Annotated in this window: 17 protein-coding genes and 1 riboswitch; of the genes, 2 read left to right on the forward strand and 15 right to left on the reverse strand. The window is 36.7% G+C overall.

Annotation, left to right across the window (positions count from 1 at the left end; genetic code table 11):
* Together rsmH and mraZ are read right to left on the reverse strand one after the other, a co-directional pair.
* On the reverse strand, positions 1-951 hold the full coding sequence (rsmH, locus tag ACG72T_RS04620) for a 16S rRNA (cytosine(1402)-N(4))-methyltransferase RsmH (protein ID WP_395264929.1): 951 nt from the start codon (positions 949-951) through the stop codon (positions 1-3).
* Positions 941-1,372 (reverse strand): division/cell wall cluster transcriptional repressor MraZ, encoded by a 432-nt coding sequence (mraZ, locus tag ACG72T_RS04625; RefSeq protein ID WP_395265041.1) that lies wholly within the window; start codon positions 1,370-1,372, stop codon positions 941-943. Before mraZ ends, rsmH begins: the two co-directional genes overlap by 11 nt.
* 214 nt (positions 1,373-1,586) lie before the next feature.
* Between mraZ and ACG72T_RS04630 the strand changes: the two genes are divergently transcribed.
* Positions 1,587-1,712, forward strand: a complete 126-nt coding sequence (locus ACG72T_RS04630) for a DUF4044 domain-containing protein (protein ID WP_395265042.1) — start codon at positions 1,587-1,589, stop codon at positions 1,710-1,712.
* A gap of 127 nt (positions 1,713-1,839) precedes the next feature.
* On the opposite strand, the gene thiT is transcribed toward ACG72T_RS04630, so the two are convergent.
* The 12 genes from thiT to ACG72T_RS04690 all read right to left on the reverse strand — a co-directional run bounded on the left by thiT (position 1,840) and on the right by ACG72T_RS04690 (position 15,895).
* Positions 1,840-2,421: an energy-coupled thiamine transporter ThiT gene (gene thiT, locus ACG72T_RS04635; RefSeq protein ID WP_395264931.1), complete on the reverse strand. Its 582-nt coding sequence runs from the start codon at positions 2,419-2,421 to the stop codon at positions 1,840-1,842.
* 49 nt (positions 2,422-2,470) lie between these two features.
* A riboswitch (TPP riboswitch) is annotated at positions 2,471-2,572 on the reverse strand.
* 32 nt (positions 2,573-2,604) lie between these two features.
* A complete protein-coding gene (minD, locus tag ACG72T_RS04640) occupies positions 2,605-3,402 on the reverse strand; it encodes a septum site-determining protein MinD (protein ID WP_395264933.1) in 798 nt (265 codons plus the stop codon).
* A 2-nt stretch (positions 3,403-3,404) separates the two neighbouring features.
* Entirely contained in the window at positions 3,405-4,073 is a 669-nt protein-coding gene (locus ACG72T_RS04645) for a septum site-determining protein MinC (RefSeq protein WP_395264935.1), read from the reverse strand.
* Positions 4,073-4,615 (reverse strand): rod shape-determining protein MreD, encoded by a 543-nt coding sequence (gene mreD, locus ACG72T_RS04650; RefSeq protein WP_395264937.1) that lies wholly within the window; start codon positions 4,613-4,615, stop codon positions 4,073-4,075. The genes ACG72T_RS04645 and mreD overlap by 1 nt, the downstream gene beginning before the upstream one ends.
* Positions 4,615-5,475, reverse strand: coding sequence for a rod shape-determining protein MreC (mreC, locus tag ACG72T_RS04655; RefSeq protein WP_395264939.1), 861 nt, complete (start codon positions 5,473-5,475; stop codon positions 4,615-4,617). Before mreC ends, mreD begins: the two co-directional genes overlap by 1 nt.
* A gap of 45 nt (positions 5,476-5,520) precedes the next feature.
* Positions 5,521-6,522, reverse strand: a complete 1,002-nt coding sequence (locus tag ACG72T_RS04660; RefSeq protein WP_395264941.1) for a rod shape-determining protein — start codon at positions 6,520-6,522, stop codon at positions 5,521-5,523.
* Positions 6,523-6,616: 94 nt separating this feature from the next.
* A complete protein-coding gene (radC, locus tag ACG72T_RS04665) occupies positions 6,617-7,255 on the reverse strand; it encodes a DNA repair protein RadC (protein WP_395264943.1) in 639 nt (212 codons plus the stop codon).
* Between the two features lie 9 nt (positions 7,256-7,264).
* A complete protein-coding gene (locus ACG72T_RS04670) occupies positions 7,265-8,539 on the reverse strand; it encodes a bifunctional folylpolyglutamate synthase/dihydrofolate synthase (protein WP_395265043.1) in 1,275 nt (424 codons plus the stop codon).
* A gap of 62 nt (positions 8,540-8,601) precedes the next feature.
* Positions 8,602-11,250: a valine--tRNA ligase gene (locus ACG72T_RS04675; RefSeq protein ID WP_395264945.1), complete on the reverse strand. Its 2,649-nt coding sequence runs from the start codon at positions 11,248-11,250 to the stop codon at positions 8,602-8,604.
* 506 nt (positions 11,251-11,756) lie between these two features.
* Positions 11,757-12,974 carry a tRNA uracil 4-sulfurtransferase ThiI gene (gene thiI, locus ACG72T_RS04680; RefSeq protein WP_395264947.1) on the reverse strand — a complete coding sequence of 406 codons (1,218 nt, stop codon included), beginning with the start codon at positions 12,972-12,974 and terminating at the stop codon, positions 11,757-11,759.
* Between the two features lie 9 nt (positions 12,975-12,983).
* Positions 12,984-14,129 (reverse strand): cysteine desulfurase family protein, encoded by a 1,146-nt coding sequence (locus ACG72T_RS04685; RefSeq protein WP_395264949.1) that lies wholly within the window; start codon positions 14,127-14,129, stop codon positions 12,984-12,986.
* A 77-nt stretch (positions 14,130-14,206) separates the two neighbouring features.
* Positions 14,207-15,895, reverse strand: coding sequence for a septation ring formation regulator EzrA (locus ACG72T_RS04690; RefSeq protein ID WP_395264950.1), 1,689 nt, complete (start codon positions 15,893-15,895; stop codon positions 14,207-14,209).
* A 339-nt stretch (positions 15,896-16,234) separates the two neighbouring features.
* On the opposite strand from ACG72T_RS04690, the gene rpsD reads away from it, so the two are divergent.
* Positions 16,235-16,846, forward strand: coding sequence for a 30S ribosomal protein S4 (gene rpsD / locus ACG72T_RS04695; protein WP_395264952.1), 612 nt, complete (start codon positions 16,235-16,237; stop codon positions 16,844-16,846).
* A 115-nt stretch (positions 16,847-16,961) separates the two neighbouring features.
* Here the strand turns inward: rpsD and ACG72T_RS04700 are convergent, their stop codons facing one another.
* On the reverse strand, positions 16,962-18,593 hold the full coding sequence (locus tag ACG72T_RS04700; protein ID WP_395264954.1) for a PTS sugar transporter subunit IIA: 1,632 nt from the start codon (positions 18,591-18,593) through the stop codon (positions 16,962-16,964).

Raw genomic sequence — 18,593 nt, forward strand, 5'->3', positions numbered from 1 at the left:
TTATATCTTCTCAACCACACGCAATTTGGCACTGTGTGCCCGATTATTTTCAGAAAGTTCTTCTTCATTCGGTAATATTGGTTTACGAGTTATCTGTTTCAATGCCGGCTTCAAATCATCCGGTATCACAGGTAAGCCTCTTGGTATATCGACATGGGAATTGTCTTTAAAAATATGTTTAACGATACGATCTTCTTTGGATTGAAAAGTTATAACGCTGATGCGGCCTTTTGGTGCCAACAAATCAATTGCCTGTTGTAGAGATCTTTCTAAAGATCCTAATTCATCATTAACAGCAATTCGAATTGCTTGGAAAACCCGTTTTGCTGGGTGCCCACCAGTTCTTCTAGCTGCTGCGGGAATGGCATTTTTAATAATGTCAGCTAACTCTAAGGTTGAAGTAATACGATGATCTTCTCGAGTTCTCTCGATGGCCCGAGCAATTTGTTTAGCAAATTTTTCATCACTATATTTATAGAAAATACTTACTAACTCATTGTAAGACCAGTCATTGACAATTTTCTCAGCATCGAGATCTTGTCGCTGGTCCATCCTCATATCAAGTCTAGCTTCTTTTTTATAACTAAAACCACGCACGGCATCATCAAATTGAGGTGAAGAAACTCCCAAATCATAGACGATACCATCGACCTTCTCTATCCCTAGTTCGTTCAATCGTTCTTGCATATTTTCAAAATTATCGCGTATTAAAGTTAACGAATTATCGCCAATAATTTTGATATCATTTTGAATACTTTCACCGACTTCAATAGCAGCTTCATCACGATCAAAAACATAAAGATGACTATTATGCACCCGACTCAATAACTCTTTAGTGTGTCCACCACGCCCAAAAGTTGCGTCGACATAAATGCCATTATCATGAGGATTGACCTCATCAATTGTTTCTTTTAAAAGTACTGTCTTATGTTTATATTCGTTAGAAGTCAAAGTCCGTCATTTTCTCCGATATTTCTTCAAAATTATCTTCAGCCTCTTGGCTAAATTTATTCCAACGTTCTTCATCCCAAATTTCAATTCGGTCTGAAACGCCGACGATCACACAGTTCTTCTCTAAATTGGCAAATTTTTCAAGCGAAGTTGAAATATTAATACGGCCTTGCTTGTCAAACTCCACTTCTGCCGCAGCAGAATAGAAGAAACGTGTAAATGCTCTCGCATCTTTCTTTGTTAAAGGTAGCTTATCCAATTGAGCTTCGAGTTTGTTCCACTCTTCAACCGGATACCCAAATAGGCAGCCATCCATACCACGAGTTATTATGAAACTTTCACCTAACAATTTTCTGAACTTGGCTGGGACAATTATTCGCCCTTTTGTGTCAAGTGTGTGATGAAATTCACCCATGAACATGGACAGCTCACCTCGATTCTTTAACACTCCTAATTTACCACAATTACCCACTTTTAACCACACGATATTTGATAATCGTATCGATAATCTTGAAACCGTTATTAATTATACCTTTCTAGGGGTGGGGGTATTTTCCATATTTGGAAATACTCGCTTACAAATATTGCATATTTTGGCTTTGTGAAGTAACATTTCACTATAGATTAATTGGGTGGTGGAATCATTGGACGATAAAAAACCTAAAAGCACTTTGACTAAAATTACACAAGTAGTCGTATGGTTAATGATCATTGTTACCTTGGGCGGTATAATTTTAGGATCTGTGATGAGTTTTATTTAAAAAACACAAAAAGATAAAAAAGAGTTGATAGGCACTTTGCCATCAACTCTATTTTTGTGTTCCCTCAATTAAAAACAGCTAGACCGAGTTCGGCCTAGCTGAAAGATTCATAACTTCTGTTTAAAAATTAATTTTCAATAGCAATCAAGCGTTTGAAGACAGGGTTCAAAGCAACTACTAGCACTGTCATCATAATAACGTTCGCGATAAAACTGCCACCGTTGATGACTAGAGAATAGATCCAAGGGTTCATTCCTTTAGGAGCATAAGAGCCCCAATAAATACCACCGGCTAAGAAATGGAAGAAATATTTAGCAAAGAAACCAATTGCAGAATAAAGTAAGATCCAACCGATTGCAGAATGACCATTAGCAATTGAACTTTTAACTTGTTTACTACCCATTCCAATCAAACCAACGACACAAAAGGCGATTGGATATTCGACAATTCCTTGAAAGAGATTCAAGAAGCCACCGTTATTTAAACCAAACAATAATAGATCTAACAATCCCCAAACAAGTCCAGCCATTAATCCAGCTTTTAGGCCACGGCGCAGAGCATAAATTGCCATTGGTATCAAACCGTACATGAACTCGATCGCAGAAACTCCGGTCGTATGTGGTACGAATGATAAAGCCAAAGCCAAGGCCACGATTAGGGCCCCTTCAGTAATTACGATCAACTCGCTATTTTTACCGACATTAGTCATAAAAAAAACTCCCTTCTGATTTTTCGCCATCACAAGAGAGTTCGAGCATTTTGCTTGAACAACACTATCCCTACGCATGAATTAACATAACAGGTTTAAAGGGTCAGAACTAAACGTTCACTCTCAGCCGAAGGCTCCCCCTGTGTTGACTTATTCAATTACGGAAAAAGTGTACCATAACGGTCATTTTCTTCCAAATAATCTGCTCCAAAATCCAACTTTTTTTGTCTGTCCCGACAAATCTAAAGGAATATTTTCACCTAACATCCGTCGGGCAATATTTTGATAACTGTGACCGGCATCGCTATCGTCATCGAAAACAACTGTTCTTCCTGAATTCGAAGCGGAAATAACCTTGTCTTCATCAATAACAACACCTAATAGGGGAATTCCCAAATGGTTGACAATATCGTCAATCTTCATCGAAGTACCCTCATTGATCATATTCTTACGAATTCGGTTAATAATCAAATGAGGTGTGATTACCATGTTCATGTTTTCCAAAATTCCCACAACTCGATCAGCATCACTGACTGAGGCAACCTCAGGATTAGTAACAACTAATGCGCCATCAGCAATTGAGACGGCATTTTGAAAGCCGTACTCAATACCAGCCGGGCAATCAATCATCACAAAATCGAAACGTTGCTTTAATTCATTAACAATACTTGCAACTGATTCTTTGTCCAAGACGTATTTGTCTGCAAATTGTGAAGCTGCTAATAAGTACAAATTATCTTCAAAACGGGGATCACGCACCAAGGCTTGTGAAACAACGACTCGATGTTGCGCTACATCCACGATATCGTAAACGATCCGGTTAGTTAGCCCCATTACCGCATCAAGGTTTCTCAAACCAATGTCCAAATCGACCATACAGACCTTTTTACCAAGGCTGGCTAAGAAGGTACTAACATTTGCAGTAGTAGTTGTTTTACCAACCCCACCTTTTCCAGAAGTTACAACTATCGATATCCCCATTGCTAATCTGTCCTTTTTCTAAAATCATTTATTCTATCTTTATAATTACTCAAATCTTCTACGCTGATCGAATGCAAATCGTCTATAAAAGCAAACTTACCTGCTTGAAAATCATCTTGGTTTTCATCCGTCACAATCTCAATTACATCAGCAATTCGCAATTGATCGACATTCTTGAGATTTCCAAAAATGGCAGCATTTGGGTTGTCAGGATAACCGGCTTGGACGATACCATTGACCTCACCCAAAATGTAAATTGACCCACTAGTACAGATCTGTGCATCGCGATGTAACGAGCCTAGAAAAATCAAATCGCCATCATAAGTCAATTTCTGTCCACTGCGAACGATTCCTGATTCGATATTGATCTTATTGTCATCAAGAATCTTTTCAACTTTGGACTTATCTTCAACATCCGCTTGAATATCTTTTAGTTCAAAATTTGGATAACTTTCAAAGAACTCTTTGATGCCATCCTTTTGCTTGTCGGTCAAAAGTCTTCGTCCAGTTTTTACGGTGAAATAAATGACGTCATCATTTTGAGGGTTCGACTCTACGTTTTGTTGCACGATCAATTCTTTAAACTTTCTAAATGCATTAACGTAATTAGCTCTGTCATCGATAAAAACCGAAAATCCGTTCTTATCGCCCTTCAAAATGATATCTTTCATTATTTACTATCCCTCCGATATTTCACCAGCCACTCAGTCAACCTGTTCAAAGGAATGTAAATGATAAAAAATACCACAATATTCCAAAGCAATGTTGGTCCTAAAGTATACGTGATGAAATCAAACACACTTGCATCTGTCTGTTGCACAAGTTTCTCTAACAAATAAATACCAGATTGTAAAAATGTCAATGATAAAAAGTAAATTGACAATTCATATCCAATATTATTTTTCACTAATAAAAATTTAAAGTAGTCAATTCCCACCATCATTAATGGCAAGAGAATGGTATATAGACCGATGATTCCGTAATAGTAAGAATCATAGATCAAGCCAAAAATAACTCCGTAAAGAATCAACTGCCGACGGTCATCGATCCGCATAGTCAACATGACGATCATCATCACCATGATTTGCGGTAAAACATTCATCGTTCCGTGATTCATATTATTCAAAAAGGCCCATTTCATTAAACCGTCCAGGTAAAATGCAAGAAAAATGAATAATACTTGAAAAGTTATCTTACGCGCTTTGATATTCATTATTGTCCACCGGTAACTGATGACTTGATAACAGTTACAACTGTAAAGTTACGTAATTCAGCAGCGGGAGTGATATAAACTGAATTAGTCATCCCATAATTATCTTTCTTAATTCCGTAAACTTTACCGATATATAGTCCTCTTGGTGTCAAACCACCTAAACCGGATGTAATTACATTTTGGCCTTTTTTGATATCCTTAGTAGAATTGACATTTTCCATAACTAGATCACCAGTTGCACTGTCATAGCGGCTGACAACTCCAGTAATATTCTTGGTTTCACCTTGAATCTCAGCGGCAAACTTATCATTCAATTCATTGTCAGTTGAAATCAATTCAACCTTTGAACTCAATTTATCAACTTCAACAATTCGACCGATCAAACCTTTGCCTGACATTACAGGCATATTCTTCTTAATGCCACTGGCTTGACCACGGTTAATTGTCAAATAACTTTGCCAACTGCTTGGTGAACGAGACAAAACTGAAGCATTGATCGTTGAATAATCAGTTAAAGTTCCATCAAGTTTCAACTCTTGCTTTAACTTTTTATTCTCATCTTGAACCACTTTTAACTTAGCTTGATTTTGTGCTAACTCACCAATTCTAGCTTTGAGACGTTTATTTTCAGAATAGGTATTGTATAAATCAGAAAACTCTGAGGTAGCATTTTTGACAGCGTTCGTAGGATAAGCAAAGACTCCTCCAACGACACTGACGACATCATTACCGACTTGCTGAACTAGTGGCGGCGTATTCTTCTTATCACGAATATTAACTGAGACCGCTAATAGTCCAAAAGTTACGATAATAAGTATCATTAAAATAATTAATTTTTTATTTGAAAAAAACTTTTGCATTGCTTCCTCCTAGTAGATCAAATAAAAAAAACGGGATTAACCCGCTTATTTTTGGCGACGCATTACATCGATATTCTTAAGTGATTCACCAGTACCGATAGCCACACAATCTAGTGGGTCTTGAGCAATGAACACTGGAACTCCCGTTGCTTCAGATATAACTTCTGGTAAATGATGTAATAAGGCACCACCACCAGTTAGGACGATTCCGTGATCGATAACATCGGCGGCAATTTCAGGAGAGGTTTCCTCAAGGGTTTCTTTGATTGTTTCAATAATTTCTTCGACATTTTCGTGGATGGCTGTAGCAATATCTTCACCAGTCAATTGAATTGTCTTTGGAAGACCAGTTACTAAGTCACGACCACGAATTTGCATTGATTCAATTTCTTTAGCCTTTTCGATTGAGGCAGAACCAATTTGAATCTTAACATCTTCGGCAGTTCTCTCACCAATCTGTAGATTGAAGTTTGACTTGATATAAGCTGAAATTGATTCATCAAACTTATCACCAGCTACACGGATTGAACGAGATGAAACGATACCACCTAATGAAATAGTAGCAACATCAGTCGTACCACCACCAATATCAACTACCATGTTACCAGTTGGATCCATAACAGGAAGTCCGGCTCCAATGGCTGCAGCAAATGGTTCTTCTATTACATAAGCTTCACGAGCACCAGCATGTTGAGTTGCTTCGATAACAGCACGCTTTTCAACCTCTGTGACTCCACTTGGTACACAAACCATAACTGATGGTTTAGTGTTATTAGCCGTCTTTTCGATGAAATACTTCATCATAGCGGCAGTCGTATCATAATCAGCAATCACACCATCACGCATTGGACGAATAGCAGAAATACTTCCCGGTGTACGACCTATCATTTCTCGTGCATCAGAACCGACGGCAACGATTTCTCCTGTGTTGTTGTTCTTTGCGACAACTGAAGGTTCATTTAAAACTATACCTTTTCCTTCAGCATAAACTAGAGTATTTGCCGTTCCCAAGTCTATACCGAGCTTCTTTGATCCAATACCAAACAATTTATTTTCTCTCCTTTAAAGTACACACCACATTTTACGCTAATCAAAATTATATCATAGAAATGAATGATTGAAAGTATCACGAAATCATATCCTAAATTAAATTTAAACTCTTGAGACTTGAGTAGGTCTTCGAGGTAATAATTAAATGATCGATCAAGTTTATTCCTATTATTTGACAGCTTTTTTTCAACCTCAGACTAAATTCCTGATCATGTCGTGAAAAAGCTAGCGATCCATTCGGATGATTGTGAGCAACAATAATTTGAGTTGCTGACAATTTTACCGCCTCCCGCAAAATATCACGAGGATGAACCGTCGCTTGATCAACTGTCCCAATAAAAATAGTTTTCTCATCAATAACATGATAACTATTATTTAAATAGATCGTGATTAGCTGTTCTTGTGGAATGTTTCCAATTTTATTTATTAAATGTTGCCCAACATCATCGACCGAACTGATTCTTTCTGATAAGACATCTGCTTGTATTCTTCTAGTACCAAGCTCTAACGCTGCCATAATCTTACAGGCTTGAGCCACTCCGATACCGTCAAAAGATAGCAAGTCATCTAAACTCAGATTTAAATTTCTGGAATTATCAATGATTTCTTTTGATAGCTCCACAACCGAATTCTTTTTTGTTCCGTTGCCGATAATCACGGCGAGCAATTCTTCATTTTTTAAATTACTAACACCATAAGCTAGAATTTTTTCTCTTAAATTTATCATCATACTTTAAAATTACGAAAAAAAGTTTTCTAAGTCAGAAACTAAATAGAAAGATCCCGTAACTAATAACATTTGATTAGTTTCCAACGATTGAACTATTTTCTGTAATTCTTGACGATAATTTTCAACAAATGAAACATTGGTATAACTGTTTAGATTATAGTCACTAGCCGTTGCTGAACGCGCCATATCAAGCTTAGTGATATAAACGTGTGCCACTTTGGGGGCCAATTCTTCCAATATTTCATGGCGATCTTTATCTTTCATTCCAGCATACAAAACAATTATATCCTTATTTTCATGATTTATGGTCAAAGAATTAATTAAATTGTAAATTGCTGAAATATTATGTGCACCATCTAACAAAATCAATGGTTGTCGATGGACAACTTGGGCTCGACCTGGTAAATGATGACTGTCTAAATTGGCAATCACTAATTCCTTATTAACCGAGGCCAAGTGTTGCTTTTGATAGACCAAAAATGCCTTGATAGCGATGGCAGCATTCATCGCTGTAGTTCTTTCAAAACCGGCACAATGAATACCATCAATTGCTACTGTATCATCATAATACGAAAATGAAATATCAAAATCAGTATTTTTATAATTTTTTATACTAAATTCGTGCTCAAATTCAAAAAAAACACTTTTTTGCTTGATAGCAGCATTCTCGACGATTCCTTGAACTGAATCTTGCAAAAAGCCGGTCACTACTGGTCTTTCTGGTTTAATAATCCCAGCTTTTTCTAGCGCAATGTCTTGAATGGTGGGCCCGATTAATTGCTCATGATCCAAATCTATCGAAGTGATGATCGAAAGCTCTGGGGTAATGACGTTCGTCTTATCATGTCTTGCTCCGATACCAGCCTCGATGACAGCAACATCGACACGCCCACGAAAATAAAAATAACCCAAAACGGTCACAAATTCAAATTCTGCTAACGAAATATCACCAATTTTATCTTTCAAATAATTGACCAGCTTCAGCAATTCATCATCGGCAATATACTGATGGTTTATTTGAATCCGTTCATTGAATTTTTTTATGAAAGGCGAAGTGAACATCCCTACTCGTTTACCCGTACTTTCAAGCAGATTAGCTAAAAAGTTAGTCGTGGTCCCCTTGCCATTCGTTCCCGTAATATGAATCGTCTCATAGGCGTCTTGAGGATTGTCTAACCGCTTTAAAGCTTGCTTAATGTTGTCCAGATTGTTGGTACGATGAAATTTTGGTAATGAATGAATATAATCGACTGCTGCTTGATAGCTTTCTAACAATTTACTCACTCCAATTTTTTCAAACAAAAAGAGGTGGACAGATGCCAACCCCCTTTTGTCATTGAATTATCCTATTGATTATCTTTTAATTGTTGAATTCTTTGTTGAACTTTTGCTTGACGAGCTTGATAATCGGCCAATTTTTCTTTTTGTTCATTAACAACTTTTTCAGGTGCCTTTGAAACAAAGTTTTGATTGGATAGCTTCTTATCAAGACGAGTAATTTCTTGATCCAGTTTCTTCATTTCCTCATTTTGACGAGCAATCTCTTCATCAAGGTCAATTAGCTCGGCCAATGGCATGTATAATTCTGCACTAGTTGTAACAGCAGTCATTGCCAAAGCTGGAGCTTTCAAGTCAGTTGCGACTTGTAGTTCTTTTGGATGCATGAAGCGGTCAATATACTCTTTATTATTGAGAATAACAGCTTTAACTTGTTCATCTTGCGGTTTGATCAAAACGTCGACTGCTTTAGACATTGGGGCATTAGCTTCCAAACGGATCTTACGTGATGCTTTGATCAAATCGATCAAGACATCCATCTGTGTCATGGCCTCAGTATTATCTAAATCAGCGTGGTATTCTGGATACTTAGCTTGCATGATTGTCTTACCGTTATGTGGCATTGTCAACCAAATCTTTTCAGTTACGAAAGGCATGATTGGGTGCATTAGGCGTAGAGTTTGATCAAGAACATAAGTTAAGATCATCTTCTTTTGCTTCTTAGCAGCTTCATCGTCACCGGTTAACGTAGCTTTACTCATTTCAATGTACCAGTCACAGAAATCGTTCCAGATGAAGTTGTAGAGATTACGACCAACTTCCCCAAATTCAAAGTTATCCATGAGACGGTTAACTTCTTTAACGGTCGTATTCAACTTCATTAAGATCCACTTATCTGACAAGTCATAATCAGTTACTTTGGAAAGATCATCCATTGCTGGAGTGTCATCATCAAGATTCATAATTACGTATCTTGAAGCATTCCAAATCTTATTGATGAAGTTCCAAGCTGAATCCATCTTGTCATAACTGAAACGGGTATCTTGACCTGGAGTTGAACCATTCATTAAGAACCAACGTAAAGCGTCAGCACCATATTTTTGGATCACATCCATTGGATCGATACCATTACCAAGAGATTTACTCATCTTTCGACCTTGTTCGTCACGTATCAAACCATGAATAACTACGTGGTCAAATGGTTTCTTACCTGTAAATTTCAAACTTTGGAAGATCATTCGTGAAACCCAGAAGAAGATAATGTCATAGCCAGTTACTAAAGTATTCGTTGGGAAATAACGTTTGTAGTCTTCTGAGTCTTCATCAGGCCAACCCATTGTTGAAAATGGCCATAAGGCACTTGAGAACCATGTATCCAAAACATCAGACTCTTGTTCCCAATTTTCAATGTCCTTAGGAGCCTCTTCACCGACAAAAGTTTCACCAGTTTGCTTGTTATACCAAGCAGGAATTTGATGTCCCCACCAGAGCTGACGGGAAATAACCCAATCATGAACATTGTCCATCCACTGAGTAAAGGTATCTTCAAAACGGTCAGGGACAAAGTCAACTTTATTGTCAGTCTGTTGATTCTTCAATGCCATTTCAGCTAGTGGTTTCATCTTTACAAACCATTGTGTCGAAAGTCTTGGTTCAACTTGCACACCTGAACGTTCTGAATGTCCAACACTGTGAACATAAGGTTCAATTCTGATCATATCGCCGTTATCTTCAAGGTCTTTAACGATAGCTTTTCTAGCTTCAAAACGATCCATGCCGTTATACTTGCCAGCATTTTCATTCATTGTACCGTCAGGATTCATCGTGTTAATTCGTTTAAGATCATGACGATTACCAACTGCGAAATCGTTAGGATCATGAGCTGGAGTGATTTTAACCATACCAGTTCCGAATGACTTATCAACGTAGTGATCGGTGATAATAGGAATCTTGCGCTCAACTAATGGTACGATAACTTCTTTACCAACAATATCTTTGTAGCGTTCATCATCAGGAGCAACGGCTACCGCAACATCTCCGAACATTGTCTCGGGACGAGTGGTTGCAATTTCGATGAAACCAGACCCGTCAGCGAAAGGATACTTAACGTGATAAAAGGCACCTTGGTCATCCTTGTGGATAACTTCAATATCTGACAAGGCGGTTTGTAGTTGTGGATCCCAGTTGATGATGTATTCGCCACGATAGATAAAACCTTCGTTGTATAGCTTAACAAAGACTTTGCGAACGGCTTTTGATAATCCTTCGTCTAATGTAAAACGTTCTCTTGAATAATCGAGCGAAAGGCCTAACTTACCCCATTGTGATTTGATGATTGAGGCAAATTCATCTTTCCATTTCCAGACTTCATCAACGAACTTTTCACGTCCTAAATCGTAACGAGAAACACCTTGTTCGCGCAATTTAGCTTCAACCTTTGCTTGCGTAGCAATACCGGCGTGATCCATACCAGGTAAGTAAAGCGTGTCAAAACCTTGCATTCGTTTATAACGAATCAAAGTATCTTGAATGGTTGTATCCCAAGCGTGGCCCAAGTGTAATTTACCAGTGACATTTGGTGGTGGGATAACGATTGAATAAGGTTTAGCTTTCTTGTCGCCAGAAGGTTTGAAGTCATCATCATCAAGCCATGTTTGATAACGTCCTGCTTCGACTTCTTGCGGATTGTATTTCGTATCCATGTCGATTTCTCTCATAATTTGGTTCTCCTTTATTATTTTTTTATTATTGCTTAATTACAAAACATTGGTGATAAAACTAATTAAAAATCGGAATATTGTCCGAATCTATTACAGTCTCTAAGTAGCTTTGCCACTAAAAAATCGGAATACGGTCGCACGAGGCGACCCCATAACAGTCTCTAAGTGGCACAGCCACTAAAAATCGGAATACGGTCGCCAAGGCGACCCCATAACAGTCTCTAAGTGGCTTTGCCACTAAGAGACTGTAAAAAAAAGAGCCCTCATCCAACAATAGGACGAAGACTCGCGGTACCACCTAAATTAAGAGTCAATATGACTCTTCACTCAACAACAGTTAACGATGGCCCGATCAATAATTTTGATAGCTCACAGGTAACAGTTAAGTAACTTGATTCGGCAATTCTCAACAACATGCCTTCTCTGAAATCTAACTACATAACACTCCTGATCAAAGCTGATATTTTGATAATAAAGCATAAAATGAAAAACGTCAATTATTATTACAATAAACTATTGATGTTTTCTTGGTCATTTTCCATGAACTTGTCGCCATGTTCGATGGTTGTGATCTTAATTCCATCTAGAGCTCTTTGAATCAAGCCTTCAATATCGAGTGAACTTTCAAATTTTCTAGTCTTTTCGATATTAGGGCGTGTCTTTGGTGATGGTGGTGCAAAGACGGTACAGCAATCTTCGAATGGTTGAATGGATAAATTGAAGGTGTCGATTTTTTCGGCTAATCTAATAATTTCTGTCTTATCCATGGTTGCTACTGGTCTCAAAATTGGGGTCGTGGTTACGTCATTAATGGCAGCCATGCTTTCCAAGGTTTGTGATGCTACTTGACCAACGGCTTCTCCGTTAAAGATTGCTAATCCATGACGTTTTTCTCGGATCATGTCAGTTAGCCTTAACATAAAGCGACGTTGGATCGTCATCAAATAGCCTTCTGGTACGTTGGCTTTGATGGTTTCTTGTATTTCAGCGAATGGCACTTCGATAAAATTGATATTGCCCCCGAAGGCAGTCAATTTTGAAGTCAATTCTTTGGCTTTATTCAAGGCTTGTTCTGAAGTATATGGTGGACTGAAGAAGTGAACCATTTCAATATCAACGCCTCGTTTCATAGCCAAATATCCAGCTACTGGGGAATCAATTCCTCCTGATAGCATCAACATTGCTTTACCAGCTGTACCAACGGGTAGTCCTCCAGCACCTTTGACAGTTAGGTAGGATAGATAAATTCCATCTTGTCTTACTTCCACTGAAATCTTGATGTCTGGCTTTTTCATCTCAACATCGATTCCTGGAAAGGCATCACAGATGGCATCCCCTAATTGTAAGTTGATTTGATTAGTATCGAGTGGATAATTGTGGTCTGAACGTTTCGTACCCACTTTGAAACTCATTCCTGGCTGATAAGCCTCATGCATCATTTCCACGGCTTTTTTCTTCACATCTTCAAAGTCTCTGGAAACTTTGACACTCAAAGAAAAAGTTTGAATACCAAAGACGTTTTGAAGCTTTTCCATAACTGGCTTGGCATCGGTACCGTTTAATTTAATATGTAACCGATCACGATGTGGTTGCATTCTTAGTTCGGGAAAGTCTTTCAAAACCTTAGCGACATTTCCGTGCAAACGGTCAATAAAACTCTTACGGTTCTTTCCCTTAGTTGATAGTTCGCCGTAACGAACCATAATTTCTGTATATTCCATCTAAATCTCCTAATTCAAAATTTGGAAATGATCATGAATCTCATCCAAATTCTTGATAAATTCATCCATTTCTTTTTCAGTATTGCTTTCATCTAAACTGACCCGAACAGCACTGGTAGCGACATTTTCTTGAATATTCATCGCTTTTAATGTTCCTGACTCAAGTCCCTTTTTGGAAGAACAAGCACTGGTAGTCGAAATATAAATATCTCGGTCTTCAAAGGTGTGCACGATTGTTTCTCCACGTACACCATCGATTGTGAAACAAATAATATGAGGTGCAAAGTTAGTCGCGATTTGTGAAAAGACATGGACATTTTCCATTCCTGATAAATGGTTGATCAGCTTTTCTTTCAATTGTTCCATCTTAGTCGCTTTTTGCGCTTCATTTTCTTTCAATAAACGAATTGCTTTAGCCATTCCGGCAATAGCAGGTGTGTTTTCAGTACCACTTCTAAGGTTGGATTCTTGACCACCACCAGCCATTAAAGGCTCCAGCTGTTTGCCTTCTTTCATATAAATAAAACCAATCCCACGTGGGGCATGGAACTTATGACCGGAGAATGTATAAAAATCAACTCGTGGATCAATAAATTGTGATTGTAAATTCTTACCGATAGCTTGAACGGCATCCACGTGATAACTGATACTTGGATAGTCTTTTAACACGGCTGCCACTTCATGAATCGGTTGAACGGCCCCAATCTCATTGTTAACTGCCATCGTAGATACCAAGATCGTGTCATCTCTAATTGCATCTTTAACATCTTTAGCACTGATATGGCCAGTCTTATCAACTGGTAAATAAGTTACTTCAAAGCCTAATTCTTCCAATTGATGCATCGTATTCAAAACTGACGGATGTTCAATCGATGTGGTAATAATATGTTTGCCAAATTCACGCTTCTTAAAAGCCGTGCCTTTGATGATCCAATTATTGCCCTCTGTTCCCCCACTAGTGAAAACGACCTCATCAGCTTTGAAACCCATCAAACTAGCAATTTGCTTGCGCGATGTCTCCAAGAGCTCATATGCTTTCAATCCTAGTTTGTGCAAACTGGAAGGATTACCGAAGTATTCTTGACTAGCAGCGTTATATGTTTGTAGAACTGAATCATTTACTTTTGTTGTAGCACTATTATCAAAATATATCATTTTTGCCTCACCCAAAACAAAAAGGCCTTAACGGCCTAAATTTTTATCTATTATAATTTAACACACTTTTTACAGAATTATGAATTAATTGTCTCTTTTATTCGATCGACTGATCCAGGTTCAACACTCTCTAAGGCTTTAGAAATAACCTCAACCGCTTCATCATAGTTATAATCGTCATCAAATAATGAGCGTGCTTTGTTAACTTGATCTTTAAAATCTTGATCACTGTCAGTAAAGCGATTTGAATACTGCAATAATTTTTCGGCCAATTGAACATTATATTTCAACTTCTGCGTCTTTTCGACCAAGTTATCTAAATCTTCTTGGGTCACAATCACTTGCTTACTAATATCTTCCATATTAATTTGCTTAGCATCTAATTCATCATAAAGCTTATTGATTTCATCATAAACCATGTAGAAGTAATCGAGATAATCATCTGGCAAACCATTTAAACGTAATTGTTCCATCATCTTCTTTTGGATCTCTAAACGTTTGGCATATTCATCAACGCTGTTACGAGCAATTTGTTCACTAGATAACATTTGATTCAAATCGTCATTGATGTTCTTCTCACCTGATTCGATCTCATCCAACTGTTTAACAATTTCTCTGAAATCTTTTTTAACTTGTGAAAAGATAATCTGCTTATCGGCAATCCCTTGAACGTCGGCATCATATTGATGATGCAATTCATTCAGGTTGTTAAAATTAGTCTGGAAAGTATTGAGAGTTTGTTCAGTCAAAATATAGTTCTCTTGCAACTTTTGAATCCGTTTATCCAATTGATTGTGTTGGAAAACTGCGTGATTCAGATAATCCAAAACAGGTTTTTGTTCCTTCAAAACATCCCGTCGACCATCAATCTCCAATGTCAAAGTTTCATATAGATCGTCGATTCTTTGTTTAATATCTTCATTATTAGTATTGACAGCATCAAAATTCAAATCGCCTAATTTAGTATTAGATTCATCGATCTCTCGTTGAACTGTCGCAATTAAATCAACAATGTCATCCGCAAATTTATACTGTTGTTTATCCAACTTTTGATAAACAAACTTAATTTCATCAACTTGTCCTGGAAAGACCTCGTTTAAATCGTGGAATAATGGCTCAATGATCTTGACTTGGTCAGCAATTAAACCTAATTTGATTCTCACGTCATCCAAGCACTGACTAGCCTCGATGTGATCACCCTTTTGGGTCAATTCTTTTTCTCGGTCTAAGAGTTTGGCAATCTCTGCGAGTTCGTCTTCTAACTTATCAGTTGCTGGACCATAACTAAATGATTGGGTTAAGATCTGCTTACGTAAAACTTGATATTGTTCTCGTAACTCTTCACTGTGAGTGGCATTTAACTCATTGCTTTTCGAGAGTTCATCAAAACCCTTAGAAATATCGTTGAGCGACTTTTCAAAATCAGACAACTCTGAATTCATTTTTTTCAAGTCGCTGGCAGCACCAAAAACTTTGAATTCAGTATTTTTATACTCGGCCGCACGAATTTGCTTCAAAATCTCTGGGAACTTATTTTCCATTTGGCGATGGTACTCAACTTTAAGTTCATTCAAGCGGTCATCACTCGCTCCAGAAAATTTCATTTCTTCTAATTCTTTAATCTTGTCATCTAATCGAGATTTCTTTAAATCATCAGCATGATCTTTGGCTTGATTTAAAGTTGAAGCATTGCGTTTTTGCAAAAACCACATATACCACAGAAAGATCAGAATGATTAAGATTATTCCAATAATAATTACAAACACATTTACACCCCTAATGACGATTCAGTCTTATCTTTCAAAAATTATAACAAATATTAGTCTAATAATTATCCAAGTTAACTTTTCATAATAAAGACTTAAACTATTAACTTAAAAAGCTTGTTACTGAAAATAACTTTGACTTTCATCAAATATCACGGTATACTAGCCTTCGTGTAAAATATGCAGCAAAGAGCGGCAAGAACGTCAACATTTATCGACGATTTAGTTCAACTAGTAACCTGTGGCTGCACATGGCGAAGACTGTAACGATAACTGCACGAATGCTAAGCTCTAGTTAATTATTTTACTCCAGACAAACATTTTGGAGGAATTTATTTTATGTCAAGATATACAGGCCCACGTTGGAAATTATCACGTCGTTTAGGTATCTCACTTTCAGGTACTGGTAAGGAAATCGCTCGTAGAAACTATGCCCCAGGACAACATGGTCCTAATGGTGGCCGTCGTAAGGTTTCTGAATACGGTCAACAATTAGCTGAAAAGCAAAAGTTACGTTTCATGTATGATGTTAACGAACGTCAATTCCGTAACCTATTTAACCGTGCCGGTAAGATGGAAGGTATCCATGGTATTAACTTGATGATCCTTCTTGAAACAAGATTGGATAACATGGTTTACCGTTTAGGTCTTGCAAGTTCACGTCCACAAGCTCGTCAACTTGTAAACCACGGTCACATCACAGTTGATGGCAAACGTGTTGATATCCCTTCATACGAAGTTAAAATTGGTCAAAAGATCAGCCTTCGTGAAAAGTCAAAGGACTTGGCTATCGTTAAAGATAACCTAGAAAATGTTGTTGGTCGTCCTGGTTTCGTTACTTTCGACGATAACACATTGACAGGTTCTCTAGTACGTAACCCAGAACGTGACGAACTAGAACCAAATATTGACGAATCACTTGTTGTTGAATACTACAACCAAATTCTTTAATATTTTGTCAAAATACATTCACTTATTGGTGGATGTATTTTTTTTGTGAAATAAAATAAAGTCTAGAAAATAAATTTTCTAGGCTTTATTTTTATCTCGAACTTTTAATATAAATTTAACTGCTTTTAAAAAAGTCAAGGATACTTTCATAAGTTTGATTATGACTAACTTCCTCGAAGTTATCAGTCTTCAGAATCTTGTACAAATGATTAAATAATTGCTTATAATCCTCATTTAAATCATTGACAATCACTAAAATCATCAAATGTATTTCAGTTCCATTTAGTTTTAAAGGTTCATTTAAATTAATCACAAATATTTTACTTGAATTTGTATCATTAACCGCATGAGGAATCGCAACATGATTAATAATTAACTGATTTCCTTCTTCTTCTCTACTATAGATTTTTTTAACCATCTCGTCATCTATCAGATTCTGGCTCTTCAAAAGGGTTAATACCTTATTTAAGGTTCTAAAATAATTATTTGATTTATTAGAAACTGACAAATAATTACTTTCTGGAAACATTTGTTCAATATTTTTATAAAAGTAATTATCTGACACCATCTTCTTCAAAAGAGACATCGTAGAGTCATCAATCAGTCCATCAAAAACTAAATCAGGATGATAATTTTTTAAACTATCACTTAGACCGTTAATTATTACAATATCATAATCATCCATTTTCAATCTCTTATCAAACTCTGCTTTATTAAAGATACTTGATAAATCAATCCGTTTTATGGAATCGGTTATGGAATTTTCATTAATATAAGCAATTGCTCTTTGAGAGGTAAACATCAGTATTTTGACTGGTTTAATCATAGATTTGGTTTCCATACAATCAATTATGTACAACGCTAAGAAGTCACAATTAACTAAAATGTGCCTGCTAGTCTTTTGTAGCTCCTTTTTTAACTTTTTCGCCATTTCAAAAGCAAAAGGTTCTTTGAGCTTTAAGTCATTTATTTGCTTTAATAATAAATTTGAAATGAATGTTGGAAACAAGTTATAGCGCTTTAAGTGTAAAGTTATTTTCTCTGACAGACTTCTTTTTGAGAGTTTAATAGAAAAATTATCTGATACGCTTTCGACGTGTTGCAAGATTTGGGAATAACTAATGCTGTTCAATATTTCTTGTTTTTGAAGATAAAAATCATTGTAAGAAATATCTTTGAGTAAGCTCAAAGCCGTTAATTGTGCCTTCATTTGATTATCTGTTATATACTCACGTAAATTTTCAGGATAATTACTCTGTATGAAACCATCATTAACTTCCTTAGGAATTATTAAGATAAGATACGCTAAAAGATCAACTCGATTACCAAAAGTAAGATTCAAACTATATCCTTGTCCGGGCCTGGAAATTATTTGCATGCTTTCAGCATTTCCTGTATTTATTCTTTCAATACTGTTGATAACGTCGTTTTTTGACATGAGTGTCTTGCTCATTAAATCATCTAAACTCAAGTGTTCATTAACTAATAAGTAATACAAAATATTTCTATCTTGATTTTCAAATTGAACAATTAATGATTGAAACTTGGAATAATCAAATATCTCCAAATTATACTTTCCCTTAGACGTTATTATTGCAGTTTCACTCTTTTTAAGTTCATCATTAATCGAATTAATATCTCTAATTATAGTTCTACGGGAACTATTTACTTTTTTGGCTAAATAGTCCCCATTGCAATCTTGATCCCACAGAAGTAATAATATTTGAACTTGTCTGGCATTAAACAT

This window comes from Companilactobacillus sp. FL22-1 (assembly GCF_043951805.1).
In the GTDB taxonomy this organism is placed as follows: domain Bacteria; phylum Bacillota; class Bacilli; order Lactobacillales; family Lactobacillaceae; genus Companilactobacillus.

Coding starts and splice junctions, on each gene's coding strand:
- mraZ (WP_395265041.1), bottom strand. CDS start 1,372: ATGTTCATGGGTGAATTTCATCACACACTTGACACAAAAGGGCGAATA.
- thiT (WP_395264931.1), bottom strand. CDS start 2,421: ATGACTAATGTCGGTAAAAATAGCGAGTTGATCGTAATTACTGAAGGG.
- minD (WP_395264933.1), bottom strand. CDS start 3,402: ATGGGGATATCGATAGTTGTAACTTCTGGAAAAGGTGGGGTTGGTAAA.
- ACG72T_RS04645 (WP_395264935.1), bottom strand. CDS start 4,073: ATGAAAGATATCATTTTGAAGGGCGATAAGAACGGATTTTCGGTTTTT.
- mreD (WP_395264937.1), bottom strand. CDS start 4,615: ATGAATATCAAAGCGCGTAAGATAACTTTTCAAGTATTATTCATTTTT.
- mreC (WP_395264939.1), bottom strand. CDS start 5,475: ATGCAAAAGTTTTTTTCAAATAAAAAATTAATTATTTTAATGATACTT.
- radC (WP_395264943.1), bottom strand. CDS start 7,255: ATGATGATAAATTTAAGAGAAAAAATTCTAGCTTATGGTGTTAGTAAT.
- ACG72T_RS04675 (WP_395264945.1), bottom strand. CDS start 11,250: ATGAGAGAAATCGACATGGATACGAAATACAATCCGCAAGAAGTCGAA.
- thiI (WP_395264947.1), bottom strand. CDS start 12,974: ATGGAATATACAGAAATTATGGTTCGTTACGGCGAACTATCAACTAAG.
- ACG72T_RS04685 (WP_395264949.1), bottom strand. CDS start 14,129: ATGATATATTTTGATAATAGTGCTACAACAAAAGTAAATGATTCAGTT.
- rpsD (WP_395264952.1), top strand. CDS start 16,235: ATGTCAAGATATACAGGCCCACGTTGGAAATTATCACGTCGTTTAGGT.
- ACG72T_RS04700 (WP_395264954.1), bottom strand. CDS start 18,593: ATGTTTAATGCCAGACAAGTTCAAATATTATTACTTCTGTGGGATCAA.